The sequence below is a fragment of the Klebsiella sp. K5-45 genome (assembly GCF_030128605.1).
GTDB lineage: Bacteria > Pseudomonadota > Gammaproteobacteria > Enterobacterales > Enterobacteriaceae > Klebsiella > Klebsiella quasipneumoniae.
This window is the reverse complement of record NZ_JAKUZW010000004.1, coordinates 214,375-231,143: the sequence shown is the minus strand read 5'-3', so window position 1 is coordinate 231,143 and position 16,769 is coordinate 214,375. Positions and strand designations below refer to the sequence as shown.

14 protein-coding genes are annotated in these 16,769 nt (G+C 56.6%); 8 read left to right on the top strand and 6 right to left on the bottom strand.

What is annotated here, in order from left to right; all coding sequences use genetic code 11:
* The first annotated feature begins 5 nt into the window (after positions 1-5).
* The 6 genes from rlmKL (at position 6) to rmf (ending at position 7,924) form a co-directional block, all read left to right on the top strand.
* Positions 6-2,111, top strand: coding sequence for a bifunctional 23S rRNA (guanine(2069)-N(7))-methyltransferase RlmK/23S rRNA (guanine(2445)-N(2))-methyltransferase RlmL (rlmKL, locus tag MKS11_RS10365; protein ID WP_049092771.1), 2,106 nt, complete (start codon positions 6-8; stop codon positions 2,109-2,111).
* A 12-nt stretch (positions 2,112-2,123) separates the two neighbouring features.
* Complete coding sequence (locus MKS11_RS10360) at positions 2,124-4,031, top strand: ABC transporter ATP-binding protein (RefSeq protein WP_004201421.1); 1,908 nt, start codon at positions 2,124-2,126, stop codon at positions 4,029-4,031.
* A 14-nt stretch (positions 4,032-4,045) separates the two neighbouring features.
* Entirely contained in the window at positions 4,046-5,314 is a 1,269-nt protein-coding gene (pqiA, locus tag MKS11_RS10355; RefSeq protein WP_004201422.1) for a membrane integrity-associated transporter subunit PqiA, read from the top strand.
* The gene (gene pqiB, locus MKS11_RS10350) at positions 5,304-6,941 is read left to right on the top strand and encodes an intermembrane transport protein PqiB (RefSeq protein ID WP_023320078.1); all 1,638 of its coding nucleotides are present in this window, start codon (positions 5,304-5,306) and stop codon (positions 6,939-6,941) included. Before pqiA ends, pqiB begins: the two co-directional genes overlap by 11 nt.
* On the top strand, positions 6,941-7,504 hold the full coding sequence (gene pqiC, locus MKS11_RS10345) for a membrane integrity-associated transporter subunit PqiC (RefSeq protein ID WP_004201425.1): 564 nt from the start codon (positions 6,941-6,943) through the stop codon (positions 7,502-7,504). The genes pqiB and pqiC overlap by 1 nt, the downstream gene beginning before the upstream one ends.
* A gap of 252 nt (positions 7,505-7,756) precedes the next feature.
* Positions 7,757-7,924, top strand: coding sequence for a ribosome modulation factor (gene rmf / locus MKS11_RS10340; protein ID WP_002898396.1), 168 nt, complete (start codon positions 7,757-7,759; stop codon positions 7,922-7,924).
* A gap of 68 nt (positions 7,925-7,992) precedes the next feature.
* Here rmf and fabA read toward each other — a convergent pair whose 3' ends face one another.
* Both fabA and MKS11_RS10330 read right to left on the bottom strand, forming a co-directional pair.
* Complete coding sequence (gene fabA / locus MKS11_RS10335; protein WP_004201428.1) at positions 7,993-8,511, bottom strand: bifunctional 3-hydroxydecanoyl-ACP dehydratase/trans-2-decenoyl-ACP isomerase; 519 nt, start codon at positions 8,509-8,511, stop codon at positions 7,993-7,995.
* 69 nt (positions 8,512-8,580) lie between these two features.
* Positions 8,581-10,338: a Lon protease family protein gene (locus MKS11_RS10330; protein ID WP_087771558.1), complete on the bottom strand. Its 1,758-nt coding sequence runs from the start codon at positions 10,336-10,338 to the stop codon at positions 8,581-8,583.
* Positions 10,339-10,523: 185 nt separating this feature from the next.
* Here MKS11_RS10330 and matP point away from each other — a divergent pair, with 185 nt between their 5' ends.
* Complete coding sequence (matP, locus tag MKS11_RS10325; RefSeq protein ID WP_002898404.1) at positions 10,524-10,976, top strand: macrodomain Ter protein MatP; 453 nt, start codon at positions 10,524-10,526, stop codon at positions 10,974-10,976.
* 183 nt (positions 10,977-11,159) lie between these two features.
* Here matP and ompA read toward each other — a convergent pair whose 3' ends face one another.
* Positions 11,160-12,230 carry a porin OmpA gene (gene ompA / locus MKS11_RS10320; RefSeq protein ID WP_004201430.1) on the bottom strand — a complete coding sequence of 357 codons (1,071 nt, stop codon included), beginning with the start codon at positions 12,228-12,230 and terminating at the stop codon, positions 11,160-11,162.
* Between the two features lie 352 nt (positions 12,231-12,582).
* Positions 12,583-13,092: an SOS-induced cell division inhibitor SulA gene (sulA, locus tag MKS11_RS10315; RefSeq protein WP_017899460.1), complete on the bottom strand. Its 510-nt coding sequence runs from the start codon at positions 13,090-13,092 to the stop codon at positions 12,583-12,585.
* Between the two features lie 348 nt (positions 13,093-13,440).
* Between sulA and MKS11_RS10310 the strand changes: the two genes are divergently transcribed.
* Positions 13,441-14,037 (top strand): TfoX/Sxy family DNA transformation protein, encoded by a 597-nt coding sequence (locus tag MKS11_RS10310; RefSeq protein WP_048323585.1) that lies wholly within the window; start codon positions 13,441-13,443, stop codon positions 14,035-14,037.
* A gap of 10 nt (positions 14,038-14,047) precedes the next feature.
* Here MKS11_RS10310 and yccS read toward each other — a convergent pair whose 3' ends face one another.
* Both yccS and MKS11_RS10300 read right to left on the bottom strand, forming a co-directional pair.
* Positions 14,048-16,183, bottom strand: coding sequence for a YccS family putative transporter (gene yccS / locus MKS11_RS10305; RefSeq protein WP_004201435.1), 2,136 nt, complete (start codon positions 16,181-16,183; stop codon positions 14,048-14,050).
* A gap of 17 nt (positions 16,184-16,200) precedes the next feature.
* A complete protein-coding gene (locus MKS11_RS10300) occupies positions 16,201-16,647 on the bottom strand; it encodes a YccF domain-containing protein (protein ID WP_004201437.1) in 447 nt (148 codons plus the stop codon).
* Positions 16,648-16,769: the final 122 nt, after the last annotated feature.

The window sequence follows — 16,769 nt, the reverse complement described above, 5'->3', positions numbered from 1 at the left end:
ACGATATGAATTCTCTGTTTGCCAGTACGGCTCGTGGGCTGGAAGAGCTGTTAAAAACTGAACTGGAAGGGCTTGGCGCGACGGACTGCCAGGTAGTCCAGGGCGGGGTCCATTTTCAGGGGGATACGCGCCTGCTGTATCAGAGCCTGATGTGGAGCCGGCTGGCTTCGCGCATCATGCTGCCGCTGGGCGAGTGTCGCGTATACAGCGATCTGGATCTGTACCTCGGCGTACAGGCCATTCCGTGGACGGAGATGTTCAACCCTGGCGCCACCTTCGCGGTGCATTTTAGCGGCCTCAATGAGGAGATCCGCAACAGCCAGTACGGCGCGCTGAAGGTCAAAGACGCTATTGTCGACAGCTTCACCCGTAAGAATCTGCCGCGCCCGAACGTCGATCGTGAGTCGCCCGATCTGCGGATCAACGTCTGGCTGAACAAAGAGACGGCGCACATCTCGCTGGATCTGAGCGGCGAAGGTCTGCACCTGCGCGGCTACCGCGATGGCACCGGTATGGCGCCGATCAAAGAAAACCTCGCGGCGGCGATCGTGATGCGCTCCGGCTGGGTGCCGGGCACCCCGCTGCTCGATCCGATGTGCGGCTCCGGTACCCTGCTGATTGAGGCGGCGATGCTGGCGACCGACCGCGCGCCGGGCCTGCACCGCGGCCACTGGGGCTTTGGCGGCTGGGCGCAGCACGACGACGCCATCTGGAAAGAGGTCAAAGCGGAAGCGCAAACCCGCGCCCGTCAGGGGCTGGCGGCATATGGGTCACGCTTCTATGGATCCGATGTCGACGCACGCGTCATTGACCGCGCCCGCCGCAACGCCCGTCGGGCCGGCATCGGCGAGCTGATCGATTTTGAAGTCAAAGACGTCGCCCAACTGAATAATCCGCTGCCGAAAGGCCCGTACGGCACCGTGATCAGCAACCCGCCGTACGGCGAGCGTCTGGAAAGCGAGCCGGCGCTGATCGCCCTGCACAGCTTGCTGGGCCGGATCATGAAAAGTCAGTTTGGCGGCTGGAACCTGTCGGTGTTCAGCGCCTCGCCGGAGCTGTTAAGCTGCCTGCAGCTGCGCGCCGACAAACAGTTTAAAGCCAAGAACGGCCCGCTGGACTGCGTGCAGAAGAATTATCACCTGGCGGAGAGCGAAGGCGGCAAGCCGGCGATGCTGGCAGAAGATTTTGCTAACCGTCTGCGTAAGAACCTGAAGAAGTTTGAAAAATGGGCCCGTCAGGAAGGCATTGAATGCTATCGCCTGTACGATGCTGACCTGCCGGAATACAACGTGGCCATCGATCGCTACGCCGACTGGGTGGTGGTCCAGGAGTATGCCCCGCCGAAAACTGTCGACGCGCATAAAGCGCGCCAGCGCCTGTTCGATATTATCGCCGCGACTATCGCGGTGTTAGGAATCGCGCCGAACAAGCTGGTGCTGAAGACCCGCGAGCGGCAAAAGGGGAAAAATCAGTATCAGAAGATGGCGGAGAAAGGCGACTTTATCGAGGTGCAGGAGTACAACGCGCGTCTGTGGGTCAACCTCACCGACTACCTGGATACCGGTCTGTTCCTCGACCACCGGATCGCCCGCCGTATGCTTGGCCAGATGAGCAAAGGCAAGGATTTCCTCAACCTGTTCTCCTATACCGGCAGCGCCAGCGTCCACGCCGGCCTCGGCGGCGCTCGCTCCACCACCACGGTGGATATGTCGCGCACCTATCTGGAGTGGGCGGAACGCAACCTGCGTCTCAATGGCCTGACCGGCCGCGCGCATCGCCTGATGCAGGCGGACGTCCTGGGCTGGCTGCGGGAGAGCACCGAGCAGTTCGATCTGATCTTTATCGATCCGCCGACCTTCTCCAACTCCAAACGAATGGAAGATGCTTTCGACGTCCAGCGCGATCACATTCGCCTGATGACCGATCTGAAACGTCTGCTGCGTAAAGGCGGCACCATTATGTTCTCGAATAACAAACGCGGTTTCCGTATGGATCATGACGGGCTGGCGGCGCTTGGCCTGAAGGCGCAAGAGATTTCGCAAAAAACGCTGTCGCAGGATTTTGCCCGCAACCGTCAGATCCACAACTGCTGGCTGATTACCGCAGCCTGAAAGGAATAAAGAATGTCACTGATTAGTATGCATGGCGCCTGGCTTTCCTTCAGCGATGCGCCGCTGCTGGATAATGCCGAGCTGCATATCGAAGATAACGAACGCGTCTGCCTCGTCGGACGCAACGGCGCCGGTAAATCGACCCTGATGAAGATCCTCAACCGCGAGCAGGGGCTGGATGACGGGCGCATTATTTATGAACAGGATCTGATTGTGGCGCGTCTGCAGCAGGATCCGCCGCGTAATGTCGCCGGTACGGTGTACGATTTTGTCGCGGAAGGCATCGCCGAGCAGGCGGCCTACCTGAAGGCCTACCATGACGTATCACATCAGGTCATGACCGATCCGAGCGACAAAAATTTAAATGAACTGGCGCGCCTGCAGGAGCAGCTCGATAACCTGGGGCTGTGGCAGCTGGACAGCCGCATTAACGAAGTGATTGAGCAGCTTGGCCTTGACGCCAATGCGCAGCTGGCCTCCCTGTCCGGCGGCTGGCTGCGTAAAGCGGCGCTGGGCCGCGCGCTGGTCAGCGGGCCGCGCGTGCTGCTGCTCGATGAACCTACCAACCACCTGGATATCGAAACCATCGACTGGCTGGAAGGGTTCCTGAAAACCTTTAAAGGCACCATTATCTTTATTTCGCACGACCGCTCCTTTATCCGCAATATGGCGACGCGCATCGTCGACCTCGATCGCGGCAAGCTGGTGACCTACCCGGGCGATTACGATCAGTATCTGCTGGATAAAGAAGAAGCCCTGCGGGTTGAAGAACTGCAGAATGCGGAATTCGACCGCAAGCTCGCTCAGGAAGAGGTGTGGATCCGTCAGGGGATCAAAGCGCGCCGCACGCGTAACGAAGGCCGCGTTCGCGCCCTGAAGGCGATGCGTCGTGAGCGCGGCGAGCGCCGGGAAGTGATGGGCAGCGCCAGGATGCAGGTTGAAGAGGCTTCGCGCTCCGGCAAAATCGTTTTCGAAATGGAGAACGTCAACTATCAGGTTGATGGCAAAGTGCTGGTGAAAGATTTCTCCGCGCAGATCCAGCGCGGCGACAAGATTGCCCTGATTGGCCCCAACGGCTGTGGGAAAACCACGCTGCTGAAGCTGATGCTTGGCCAGCTGCAGGCCGACAGCGGGCGGATCCACGTTGGTACCAAACTGGAAGTTGCCTACTTCGACCAGCACCGCGCAGAGCTGGATCCGGACCGGACGGTGATGGATAACCTTGCGGAAGGTAAGCAGGAGGTGATGGTTAACGGTAAGCCGCGCCATGTGCTGGGCTATCTGCAGGACTTCCTGTTCCATCCGAAACGGGCGATGACTCCGGTGCGGGCGCTCTCTGGCGGGGAACGTAACCGCCTGCTGCTGGCGCGGCTGTTTTTGAAACCCAGCAACTTGTTGATTCTCGATGAACCGACAAACGACCTGGATGTCGAAACGCTGGAGCTGCTGGAAGAGCTGATCGATGGCTATCAGGGCACCGTGATGCTGGTGAGCCACGATCGTCAGTTCGTGGATAACACCGTAACCGAATGCTGGATCTTCGAAGGCGGCGGTCGCATCGGCCAGTATATCGGCGGCTATCACGACGCCCGCGGACAGCAGGCCCAGTCGTTGGCGCAGAAGCAGCCGGCAGCGAAAAAAACGTTGGAAGTCGCTCAGCCAAAAGCAGAAACTGTCAAACGCGGCGGGAACAAACTAAGCTATAACCTGCAGCGCGAGCTGGAACAGCTGCCGCAGAAGCTGGAAGCCCTCGAGGCCGAACTGCAGACGCTGCAGGAGCAGGTGGCCGATCCCGACTTCTTTGGACAACCGCACGATCGCACGCAGCAGGTGCTGGCAAAGCTGGCCGAAGCGGAACAGGCGCTGGAAGCGGCCTTTGAACGCTGGGAATATCTCGAAGGATTAAAGAACGGCGCCTGAGCCGAGGAGTTGTCATGTGCGATCATCATCATGCTGCGCGACATATTTTATGTCCCCAATGTGATTTGCTGGTGGCTTTGCCGCAGCTTGAGCATCGCCAGAAAGCCGCTTGTCCGCGCTGCGGTACAACATTAACCACCACGTGGGACGCGCCTCGCCAGCGTCCCACGGCGTATGCGCTGGTTGCGCTGTTTATGCTGCTGTTGGCCAACCTCTTTCCGTTCATCTATATGAAAGTGGGCGGGATCAGCAGCGAAATAGAGCTACTGGAAATTCCCAATGTGTTATTTACCGAGGATTACGCCAGCCTCGGCACTTTCTTTTTACTCTTTGTGCAGCTGGTACCGGCGTTTTGCCTGGTCACCATTCTGCTGCTGGTCAATCGGGTCAGAATGCCCGCCGGTCTCAAGGCGTTCCTTGCGCGTATTCTGTTCCACCTGAAAACCTGGGGCATGGCGGAGATCTTTCTTGCCGGCGTGCTGGTGAGCTTCGTCAAGCTGATGGCCTACGGCGATATCGGCATCGGTCTGAGTTTTGTGCCGTGGTGTATGTTTTGCCTGCTGCAGTTACGTACTTTTCAGTGCGTCGACCGCCGCTGGCTGTGGGATGATATCGCCCCCATGCCAGCCATTACCCAACCGCTGAAGGTCGGTGTGGCCGGTATCCGCCAGGGGCTGCGCTCCTGCGCGTGCTGCACGGCGGTGTTGCCGGCCGATCTGACGATCTGCCCGCGCTGTCACAGTAAAGGAACGGCGCGGCGTAAAAACAGCCTGCAGTGGACGCTGGCGCTGCTGGTGACCTCATTTATCCTTTATCTTCCTGCCAATATTATGCCGATCATGATCACCGATCTGTTGGGCGATAAAATGCCGTCGACCATTATGGCTGGGGTAGTTTTACTGTGGAGCGAAGGTTCTTATCCGGTGGCGCTGGTGATCTTTATCGCCAGTATTATGGTGCCGACGCTGAAGATGATCGCTATTGCCTGGCTGTGCTGGAACGCCAATGGCAACGGTGAGCGCGATTCGGAACGTATGCATCTGATCTATGAAGTGGTGGAATTTGTTGGCCGCTGGTCAATGATTGATGTTTTTGTCATCGCCGTACTCTCTGCGCTGGTGCGCATGGGAGGGTTGATGAATATCTATCCCGCTATCGGCGCGGTGATGTTTGCGCTGGTGGTGGTGATGACCATGTTTTCAGCCATGACGTTTGATCCCCGTTTACTGTGGGATCGTGAGCCAGATTCAAGCCATGAGGAAATACAACAACATGGAAAATAAGAGCGGAGAAGCGAAAGTGCAGAAGGTGAAGAACTGGTCACCGGTGTGGATCTTTCCTATCGTCACTGCGCTGATCGGGGCGTGGATCCTGTTCTATCATTACAGCCATCAGGGCCCTGAGGTCACGCTGATCACCACCAACGCGGAAGGGATTGAAGGGGGAAAAACCCGCATCAAGAGCCGCAGCGTGGACGTTGGGGTAGTGGAGAGCGCGACGCTGACCGACGATTTAACCCACGTGGAAATCAAAGCCCGCCTCAACTCAGGGATGCAGAAATTACTGCACAACGATTCCGTCTTTTGGGTGGTGAAACCGCAGGTAGGTCGCGAGGGGATCAGCGGTCTTGGGACATTGTTGTCCGGGGCCTATATTGAACTGCAGCCGGGGACAAAAGGTTCGGTGCCAGCGCGGTATCCGCTACTGGATTCTCCGCCGCTGGCCTCGCCGGATGCCAAGGGGATCCGTATTCTGCTGGAAAGCAGCAAGGCGGGGCAGCTGTCGCCGGGCGATCCGGTGCTGTTCCGCGGCTATCGCGTGGGGTCGGTGGAAACCAGCACCTTCGACACCCAGAAACGTCGTATCACTTATCAGTTGTTTATCAATGCGCCCAATGACCGCCTGGTGACCACCAATGTCCGCTTCTGGAAGGACAGCGGCATCGCTGTAGATTTGACTTCGGCGGGGATGCGCGTCGAGATGGGTTCGCTGTCGACGCTGTTTGGCGGCGGCGTGAGCTTCGATATTCCTGAAGGATTGGATCTCGGCGAGCCGGTGGCAAATAAAACGGAATACCATTTATTTGACGATCAGAAGAGCATCCAGGATTCGGTCTTTACCGAGCATATCGATTATGTCATGTTCTTCAAAGACTCGGTTCGCGGCCTGCAGCCGGGCGCGCCGGTGGAGTTCCGCGGCATCCGTCTGGGAACCGTCGGCAAAGTGCCGTTCTTCATTCCCGGTCTGAAGCAGCGTTTGAACGACGATTATCGCATTCCGGTGGAAGTGCGGGTGGAACCGCAACGTCTGATTAACCAGCTGGGCGGCGATCCGAATATTCGTGCCCACATTGACGATCTGATCAACCGCGGACTGCGCGGCTCGCTGAAAACCGGTAACCTGGTGACCGGCGCGCTGTATATCGATCTCGACTTCTATCCGAAGGCGCCGCCGCGCGGGAAAATTCAGGAGTTTAACGGCTATCCGATTATCCCGACCATCAGCGGTGGTCTGGCGCAGATCCAGCAGCGTCTGATGGATGCGCTGGATAAGATTAATAACCTGCCGCTCAATCCGTTGCTGGAGCAGGCGACCAGCACCCTGGCGCAGAGCGAGAAGACCATGCAGCACGTGCAGACCACGCTGGATAGTCTGAATAAGATCACCTCCAGCCAGTCGATGCAGCAGTTGCCTGCGGATATGCAGACGACGCTGCGCGAGCTGAACCGCAGCATGCAGGGCTTCCAGCCGGGCTCCGCGGCCTACAATAAGATGGTGGCCGATATGCAGCGTCTGGATCAGGTGCTGCGTGAATTGCAGCCGGTCCTGAAAACGCTCAATGATAAGAGCAATGCGCTGGTATTTGAGGCGAAGGATAAAAAAGACCCACAGCCGAAGGGAGCGAAATAATGAAAAAATGGTTACTGGCGGCAGCCGTATGCGTGCTGACGGCGTGCAGTAGCGGCGGCGAAAGCAAAACGTATTACCAGCTGCCGGTGGCGCAGGGCGGCGCACAGAGCGCCGCCAGCCAGGGGGCGCGTCTGCTGTGGGTTGAGCAGGTCAGCATCCCGGATTACCTGGCGGGTAACGGGGTGGTCTATCAGACCACCGACGTGCAGTATGTGATCGCCAATAATAATCTGTGGGCCAGCCCACTGGACCAGCAGCTGCGCACCACGCTGGTGGCGAACCTGAGCCAACAGCTGCCGGGCTGGGTGGTGTCATCCCAGCCGCTGGGTAGCGAGCAGGATACGCTCAACGTCGCGGTCAATGGCTTTCACGGACGCTACGACGGGCGGGTTATCGTCAGCGGTGAGTGGCTGCTGAAGCATCAGGGACAGCTGATCAAGCGCCCGTTCAACATCGTGCTTAAGCAGGATCAGGATGGTTATGACGCGATGGTCAAGACCCTGGCGCAGGCGTGGAGCCAGGAGGCGGCGGCCATTGCCAGCGAGCTTAACCGTCTGCCATAAGTAAAATTCATCACGCTGATCTGCCGTGCGGTTCGTCTGAGCCGCACGGCTTTTTTTTGTCAGGTCAGTTCGTTACCGGCCGGTGTGTCAGGTGAACAAAAAATGAACTCTTATATAGGTCACAAATATGACAATGGCGTGAATTTTGCGCATTGACGTTGCCTTCATTTCGCGGTATTCGTAACCCGTGGCTGCATAATTTGCGACCACTGTTTTCTTTTCCACCAGATCAAAGAATGAGGGAAACGAGGCATGAAGAGACAAAAACGAGATCGCCTGGAACGGGCACATCAACGCGGATATCAGGCGGGTATCGCAGGAAGATCGAAAGAAATGTGTCCATACCAGAGCCTGAATCAACGCTCATGGTGGCTGGGAGGCTGGCGAGAAGCCATGGAGGACAGGGTACTAACGGCCTGACACTGTCTCTTTAAAAAAGAAGCCTCCGCATAGCGGGGGCTTCGCCTTTTAATCGCTGCTGAACGTTATCAGAAAGCGGAAGTATCCTGGAACAGACCCACTTTCAGATCGCTTGCGGTGTAGATAAGGCGATCGTCAACCAGCACTTCACCATCCGCAAGGCCCATAATCAGACGACGGTTAACGATGCGCTTGAAGTGGATGCGGTAGGTCACTTTTTTCGCGGTCGGCAGAACCTGACCCGTGAATTTCACTTCGCCAACGCCCAGCGCGCGGCCTTTGCCTTCGCCACCGAGCCAGCCGAGATAGAAACCCACCAGCTGCCACATGGCATCCAGGCCCAGGCAGCCCGGCATCACCGGATCGCCGATAAAGTGGCAACCGAAGAACCACAGGTCCGGGTTGATGTCGAGTTCGGCCTCAACATAACCTTTGTCGTAGTTACCACCGGTTTCGGTCATTTTGATGACGCGGTCCATCATCAGCATGTTTGGCGCCGGCAACTGCGGGCCTTTCGCGCCGAACAGTTCACCACGACCAGAGGCAAGAAGATCTTCTTTTGTATAGGATTCGCGTTTATCTACCATGTTTTCAGTAAGCCTTATTTTAAGTTCGGGACGCAGGATAGCTAACACGTGTAAGCTGAACAAGTCCGATCAGTTAGAACTTGTCCCACCTAACCAGCGTAGCGGCCACGGAAAACGATGGCGAGTCTCCTGCTGGGTCGCCTGCGCTATCCGCTCCTGAATGGTTTGTCGCAGCGTCTGTCCTTCACCGTCCCACATCAGCTGGGTCAACATCGGCAGCGCTTCGCTAATATCGTCTATTGCCCAGATAGCAAACTGGTTGTCGGCAACGGCCTGACGTAGCTCGTGGCTCAGGCTAAGATGGCGAACGTTGGCGGCAGGGATAATCACTCCCTGTTTGCCGGTTAAACCGCGCTGCTGGCAGATAGTGAAGAAGCCTTCAATTTTCTCGTTCAGACCACCGACCGGCTGCACACGACCAAACTGGTCGACAGAGCCGGTGATCGCGATGCTTTGATTAATCGGCACGTTGGCCAGAGCGCTGATTAAGGCGCAGAGTTCAGCCATGGAGGCGCTGTCGCCATCCACTTCACTGTAGGACTGCTCAAAGGTCAGCGAAGCGGAGAAGGGGAGTTGTTGCTCCAGCTCCAGCTCGGACATCAGAAAAGCCTGCATGATCATCATGCCTTTCGCATGAATGTTGCCGCCCAGCTCGGCTTTACGCTCGACGTCGATAAACTCGCCGTCGCCAATGTGCACGACGCAGCTGATGCGCGAAGGTTCGCCGAAGGCGCGTGGATGACCGGGGAATTCAATGACCGAGAGGGCGTTAATCTGCCCGACGCATTCGCCTTCGGTTTCAATCAGGATCTGTTCCTGCAGGATTTCCTCCTGCATACGCTCCGCCAGGTAGCCCTCACGCCACTCACGACGCGCCAGCATCGTCTGCATCGCTTCGCCGGTAATCTCTTCGCCTTCGCAGAAGGCGGCAGACTCACGCAGCTGGCGGGCTATCCATAGCGGGCTGAGCGGCAGGGTCTCCTGGTCGCCGGTGTAGCGCGTCCCTTCATCGATCAGCAGTGGCCAGGCATCGCTCGCCAGGCCCGGTAGTTCCAGCTGCTGTGCATTCTGCCATACCCACTGGCACCAGGCCTTCAGCGTATCGGCGTCTGCAAACTGCAGGGTGTCTTCATACTCACTATAGATGGCCTGGGCAGAGAGCTCTGGCTCCATTTCCTGGAAATCGGCCAGAGATTCGCGTTCGCCCACCAGCATGACTTTCAGGCTCAGCGGCATGGAAGGGATGCTGACCGGCAGCGGCCGTGATTCATCGATGGAGAGCCAGTCAAAGCGTTGACGGGTCACCATATTTTTCAGGCGCACCCACAGTAGCGGTTGTGCCAGTAGTGTGCGTAGTGAAAGCACCAGCACGCCGCCGTTGGCCTGATGGACCAGGCCAGGCTGAAGTGTGATTTCACCGTTAAACTGGCGTACGCAGCCAAACAGCTGTTCCGCCTCCAGCCAATCGGCCGCCACGACCGGAGCGGTACTGGCAAAATTATCTTCAGCGCGTTGCGCCGGCGCGAGCGTCACGTGAGCGCCGTTAACCTCATAGCGGACTCCGTGAAGCGGTGCGGCAGGTTCGTGCAGCGTACGAGTTTCAGCCGCCAGCCATTGCAGATATTCCGGCTCCTCAGGGGCTTTCACCAGCATGAAGGAGGAGACTGCCGGGGTGCACAGCAGCTGCTCAAGCGCATAGAACAAACGCGGCTGCAGATCGCCCGAGAGGGAGGGGGCCGGATGAGAGAGTTCAGCTTGAGCAAACAGCGCCTGGTAAGGTTCCAGATCAGGCGCAAGGTCGGTTCGGGTCAGTTTCGTAATGGTCAAAGTCGCTGTTTTTTAGTTAGATGTAAAGCGCGCAATTATACCTGATGCCGCGTCAGAGCACACGGAGGATTATTAGTACCCCGATGATTACCCGGCCATCCACATCACGAATAATGATTTATATTCAGCACATCAGGAAAAAACTGATATCCTGAAATGAGTTACACGGTCACATTGAGATCGCAATGAAATATCAACAACTGGAAAATCTTGAAAGCGGCTGGAAATGGAAATATCTGGTAAAGAAGCACCGGGAAGGTGAGCTGATTACCCGCTACATTGAGGCCAGCGCTGCGCAAGCTGCGGTAGATGACTTGCTGACGCTCGAGAATGAACCTGTGCTGGTGCATGCCTGGATTGAGCAGCATATGAATCCGGCGCTGATGAACCGCATGAAGCAGACTATCCGCGCGCGACGGAAACGCCATTTTAACGCCGAGCATCAGCATACGCGTAAGAAGTCAATCGACCTTGAGTTTGTCGTCTGGCAGCGCCTTGCCGGTCTGGCGCAGCGGCGGGGGAAAACCTTGTCCGAAACCATTGTCCAGCTGATTGAGGATGCTGAGCATAAAGAGAAATATGCCAGTAAAATGTCGAGCCTGAAGCACGATCTGCAGGTACTGCTGGGTAAAGAGTAACCGGCATGCCCGATCAGCGGTTGCTAAGGCGCAGGTCGCAGCGCACGGTCGACAATGCACAAATCCATCGCTCACGGTCTTTAGCTATCAGCTATCAGCTATCAGCTATCAGCCCTCAGCCGCTAAAGCGAGCGAGAAGGCATAAAAAAACCCGCCGAAGCGGGTTTTTTCATCAGTGATAACTTAAGCCGCAGGCTGAGTTACAACTTCTTTGTAGCCTTTAACTTCGATCTCTACACGACGATCCGGAGCCAGGCAGTCGATCAGGGCAGCGCGAGCTTTCACGTTGTCACAGGTGTTGCCAGTAACCGGATTGGATTTACCCATGCCGCGAGCGGAGATTTTGCCAGCCGGGATGCCTTTAGCAACCAGGTAGTCAACAACGGACTGAGCACGTTTCTCAGACAGCTGCTGGTTGTAAGCTTCGGAACCGATACGGTCGGTGAAGCCCATAACAACTGCGGAACCGTCTTTCGGATCCATGTTGCTCAGCTGAGTGTACAGCTGATCCAGAGCCTGCTGACCTTCCGGTTTCAGGGTCGCTTTGTTGAAGTTGAACAGTACGTCAGACTTCAGGGTGAAGTGCTTGGTAGCCACTTCCGGAGCCGGAGCCGGAGCCGGAGCTACAACCGGTGCAGCATCTTCCTGACCGAAACGGTAGGAAACACCCAGGCTCAGCATGCCGTTATCAGGACGGGTACCAACAGTGCCAGCGTCGCCGATGTTGTTAACCCACTGGTATTCCAGACGGGTAGCGATGTCACGAGTAACAGCCCACTCTACGCCGCCAGCAAATACTGGGGATACGCCAGTGTCGTGTTCGCTACGGGAAACGCCGGTGGAAGCGTAGTTGCCTTTGGAGTCAGCGCGCCAAACCATGCCGCCCAGACGGGTGTAGATATCCAGATCGTCAGTGATCGGGTAACCCAGTTTAGCGGTCAGCTGAACGCCCTGAGCTTTGAAAGCACCGTTATCAACGCTGCCTTTATATGCCATACGGCCCAGCCAGTCATAACCCATTTCGAAACCGAGGTACGGGTTAACCTGGTAACCACCGAACGCACCAGCACCAAGCTGATCGTTACGGGTCGGACCATTGTTGTTCTGGAAACCGTTACCGTAGAAACCGGTGTCGTGATACTGGGACCAACCCAGTTTACCACCTGCATACCAGGTGTTATCTTTCGGAGCGGCCTGCGCTACGGTAGCGAAGCCAGCCAGTGCCACTGCAATCGCGATAGCTGTCTTTTTCATTTTTTGCGCCTCATTATCATCCAAAATTCGCCATGAAGTTACAAAAGACCTCACGGTTAAATCCTTCACCGGGGGCGTGACTTGTTGTTAACTATGCTGATACATGCAGCGTAAGCCGATCACCCCTGGCGATGTAAAGTCTACAACTTAGTTCAAAACTTACAAGTGTGAACTCTGTCAGGCATATGAAAAAAAAGGGTTGTGTACACAATATTTAACAAATATGGTTGATTTTCGTACACGAAAAAAAGGCACAAATCCCCGTGTGGCAGGCATTCCGCGAAAAAGACCCTAAAAAACACAACGCCTTTACCACCGGTAAAAAAAATTCCAGGAATAATCCTAATTTCACTCAATGATACAAATTTGAGTGAATTTTTAGCCCGCTGAGTTGTCTGCCGAGCGTGCCCTGATTTCGGACCGGGCGCATGATGAACCCCATTGCGCAGCCTTCCTGGGCGGCATTGACCAGACGCTCATGTTCGTCAGCGGTTAACTCCTCCGCCAGCCAGCAGATAACCACACTATAATTACCGGTGCGCAGGGCGCGGATCATAGAGTCTACGGTATGGCAAGGAGAGAGCTGGCTAATTTGCATGACTTTAGACAGCGGCAGACCGGCAGACTGAACCCACTCGCGGCTTAGCTTTTGTTGCGGCGTAAGCCACAGCTGCCAGCGAGACTGTTGACCCAGCTGCTGTAATAAAGGTAGCAACAACAACTGTGTCATCATGGGTTGATCTTCACGATAGACAATTTCACTGATCAGCCCATTGGCGGCCTGTTCGCCAGAACGATGAGCGTAGTGGCCTGCCGGAGCAGAAGCCTGTGCTGAACGGTTTGCGTGAGCTGAAGTAAACATAGTCTATCCCGCCTGTAGTTACTGTATGCATATACAGTATATCCACCAGGGGAAAAGATCAACCGCAATTTGTCATTTTGCTGATGGAAATTTAATCACTTTCAGCCACCCTGACTGTCCGGCTTTGCGGCTGACCTCAACACTATCCTTAACGCCGGCTAATCCTTTCTCTCCTGTCTTCCAGTTGCAGCAACAGCTGCAATTTTCTGAAAGCGTCTCGCAAAACCGCACTCTGGTGGAAAAGCAGGCAAAAATCATCTTGCTGCTGTCAGGGAAGTCCCTTATGTTTTCTCTTAGCGGATCCGTTAACAACTTAAGTTTAATTACATGATTCACAAAGGAATGATCATGAAAAAACTTGTATGTCCGCGGCTCCCGCAATTTCAGGCCTGCGTCTCACCGCTGGGTCAACTTCACTCTCGCCCCCTGTTTGGCGGCTACAGCCTGGCTATCGAAGATACCGTGTTTGCGATGGTGGCAGAGGGAAATATTTATCTGAAAGCCTGCGAGCAGAGCGCTGCCTATCGGGTAGAACACCATAATCCTTTATTGATGCTGCGCCGACATGGGCGCATCGTGCCGCTAAAGTATTATCAAATTGACGATGCCTTGTGGCGCGATGAGAAACAGCTTTTCCGCTTATCGCTGATGTCGTGGCAGAGCGCCCAGCGTGAAAAATGTCGCCGCCGGTCGTCGGCACGCCTGAAGGATTTACCTAATATCAGCTTTCATATGGAATTGCAGCTGATTCACTCGGGCATACCAGACGTGTTAGCACTACGGCAGGTGGGCGCCCGCCAGGCCTGGCTAAAGCTGCGTGAGAACAATGCTTCCCTATCACACAACGTCTTGCTGGCGCTGGAGGGGGCTATCGTTGGCGTCCATGCCGCCGCGCTCCCGACGCCACGGCGTCAGGAGCTTCTGGAATGGGCGGCTGCCCGCTAGTGAACAACGGTTATTCCGTTTGAGCGTGTACCCGCTGCTGCAGGCGGCAGATTTCAGGCAACAGCGCCAGCAGCAGGCCAATCTGCTGTAACACAAGGGGCTCTTTACTGTCCGCGCGCGGCTCCAGATGGTGGATCCGGTCTTGCAGGCTGGCCAACGCCTTCTGCACTCGCTGTTCATCCGCTGGGGTATGATGTAAGGCATCATCCACATAGCAGACCGCATCATCCAGCAGGGCGAGGATGTCCGGCGTGGACAGTTTTTCCCGATGCGCGCCGAGGGCGGAGATGTAGCTGGTGAAGGTATGATTGAGACACAGCAGGCGAAAGGCGGTCTCGCGCTGGGCGGCATCCGCCCGTGGTTCCGTCGACAAGTTCGAGACGACGGAAGCCAGCTCAGCATCGCGGTTGTAGGCGTCACGGCGTGCGACACGGTAGGCCAGCCGGTTGTCGCGGCCCTGGTGGTACTGCTCCAGGATGGCATCCAGATAACGGCAGTTCGCGTTCATCGCGCGATCCAACACCCGTGGCAGGTTGCGGAATTTCCAGTCCGGCCAGATGAAGCTCACCGCCGCCCAGGCGATGGCGCAGCCGATCAGCGTATCAATGATGCGCGGCAGGGCGACTTCAAAACCTTCGCCAAGCAGGTTAAAGCACAGCAGCACCAGCAGCGTAATAAACATCGTGGCATGGGCGTACTGCACGTTACGGAAGGCAAAGAACAGCACGCCGGTGAGAACGATCAGCAGCAGCTGTCCTTCAACCGACGGTACCAGCAGGAGGACCGGCAGGCCGATCGCCACCCCGACCAGGGTGCCGATGATCCGCAACGCCAGGCGATGGCGGGTGGCGTTATAGTTCGGCTGACAGACGAACAAGCTGGTCAGCAGGATCCAGTAGCCATGCTGAAGCCCGGTAAACTGGATAAAAGCGTAGCCGGCGCAAAGCACCAGCGACATACGCACCGCGTGGCGAAAGAGGGCTGACTCTGGCGACATATTGCGCTGCAGGCGCAGCCAGATATCGTTCAGCCCGCCGAGCCTGTCGTCGGCCAGCAGCGTCTCGGTATTACTCCCGGCGGGCGCGGTGGTTTGCACCGATTCAATCGTGGCCAGCTGCGCATCAATGGCGCGCAGGTTATTGAGTAAATAGCCGAGGGCGTTGAGCTGCTCGTCGGATGCGCCGCCGGCGCGCACGCGCTCGAGTGCTGCATCGAGATGCATAAACGCCCGTTCGAAATGGGCATCATGCTGATAGGGTTCGCGCAGCAGAATCGCCCGCGAGAGTTTCTGACAGGCCTGCGCCTGCATCGACAGCATGCGCTGGAAACGGAACATCACATCGCTGTAGCGGAATTGATCGCGCAGGGTCTGATATTGGATATGCGATGAGCTGGCGCGTTCATGAATATCCTGGGCCACAAAGTAATACTGCAGCGTGCGACGAGTACCGCGCTGCCCACGGTCGCCTCGTAGACGGGTCAACAGTGAAACCTTGGTTTGGTTAAGGGTCGCCACCAGCTGGCCGTTGGCGAGGGCCAGATCGTACAGCGGCGCCTGGCTCTCATCCTCAAGGTCTGGATCAAACAGCCGTGATTTGAGCTCCAGATAGCGGGCCAGTTGCTCATAGCTACGCGCCAGGTTGTCCTGCAGTGGACGAATCGGAAAGATCAGGTGGCCGGACAGCGTCAGCAGGTTGTACCACACGGCACCCGCCAGCAGGAACAACGGCTGCAGATACCAGTGATCGTACAGCGTAACGCCAAGCATGGTGTAGATGGCGATAAGCAGGGCGCCGAAGGCAATGGTCGCATAGCGCTGGCCGAGGCCGCCGAGCAAAATAAAGCCGATCGTAGACACGGTCAGACCAAGGGCAAACAGCGGCGGCCACGGAAACAGCAGCTCCACAGAGGCGGAGGCGATGAAAAAGCAAACCAGAGTAATGGCGAGGTTGCGCAGACGGCCCGCCAGACGGTCGTCAAGGTCGGTCAGCGCCGCGGCCACGACGCCGAGGGTGAGGGGGATGGTCAGTTTGACTTCGCCGATCCACCAGGGAAACAGCGTCGTGCCGCAGAGCGCGATAAAAATGCGTACGTTATAAAGCCAGGCGCTGTTCCAGGTGTAGCGGCGTAGCAGGGGGCTAATCATGTCCGTGTTCCGTTCGGTTACTGAAAGCGACGACGCGCATTGGCTTCACGCGCGGCGCGCGCGGTTTCCACAGAGACGACCCGGCGCCCCACTGGCCAGAGGGCGATGGCGGCGATTTTAAAATTAGCGATCCCCACCGGGATGCCTATGATAGTCAGGCACTGGGCGATGCCGCTGAAAATATGCATCAGGCACAACCACCAGCCGAAAAAAATAAACCACAAAATGTTCAGGATGGTGCCGCCGGCGTTCAGCAGACTGTTTTGTCGACCAGGCTCGAGCTCATCAACATGAATCGCCTCGTTACCGTAGGGGAATAACGAAAGGCGAGTGATTTCCCAGCAGGAACGAGTCAGCGGCAGCGTGACGATCAGCATAATGCTGACCAGGGTGGCGAGCAGCCAGCCTAAAGTGGTGGCGAAACCGCCAAGAATAAAGTTCAGAATATTCAGAATGGTACGCATAAACCCTCGGTTTTGCCCTGTGGATAAGAAGACCTGACAATTGTAACGTTTTTTTGCGCTGGAGCACCTGGTCCGGGGCGGTTAAACTGAAAAACAATCCACCCTGATTGAAAATCGACATT

Bases quoted from the DNA above. Each gene is read 5' to 3' on its own strand.
- pqiA (WP_004201422.1), top strand. From the start codon at position 4,046: ATGTGCGATCATCATCATGCTGCGCGACATATTTTATGTCCCCAATGT.
- matP (WP_002898404.1), top strand. From the start codon at position 10,524: ATGAAATATCAACAACTGGAAAATCTTGAAAGCGGCTGGAAATGGAAA.
- sulA (WP_017899460.1), bottom strand. From the start codon at position 13,092: ATGTTTACTTCAGCTCACGCAAACCGTTCAGCACAGGCTTCTGCTCCG.
- ompA (WP_004201430.1), bottom strand. From the start codon at position 12,230: ATGAAAAAGACAGCTATCGCGATTGCAGTGGCACTGGCTGGCTTCGCT.
- rlmKL (WP_049092771.1), top strand. From the start codon at position 6: ATGAATTCTCTGTTTGCCAGTACGGCTCGTGGGCTGGAAGAGCTGTTA.
- pqiC (WP_004201425.1), top strand. From the start codon at position 6,941: ATGAAAAAATGGTTACTGGCGGCAGCCGTATGCGTGCTGACGGCGTGC.
- MKS11_RS10310 (WP_048323585.1), top strand. From the start codon at position 13,441: ATGAAAAAACTTGTATGTCCGCGGCTCCCGCAATTTCAGGCCTGCGTC.
- yccS (WP_004201435.1), bottom strand. From the start codon at position 16,183: ATGATTAGCCCCCTGCTACGCCGCTACACCTGGAACAGCGCCTGGCTT.
- MKS11_RS10300 (WP_004201437.1), bottom strand. From the start codon at position 16,647: ATGCGTACCATTCTGAATATTCTGAACTTTATTCTTGGCGGTTTCGCC.
- MKS11_RS10360 (WP_004201421.1), top strand. From the start codon at position 2,124: ATGTCACTGATTAGTATGCATGGCGCCTGGCTTTCCTTCAGCGATGCG.
- rmf (WP_002898396.1), top strand. From the start codon at position 7,757: ATGAAGAGACAAAAACGAGATCGCCTGGAACGGGCACATCAACGCGGA.
- pqiB (WP_023320078.1), top strand. From the start codon at position 5,304: ATGGAAAATAAGAGCGGAGAAGCGAAAGTGCAGAAGGTGAAGAACTGG.
- fabA (WP_004201428.1), bottom strand. From the start codon at position 8,511: ATGGTAGATAAACGCGAATCCTATACAAAAGAAGATCTTCTTGCCTCT.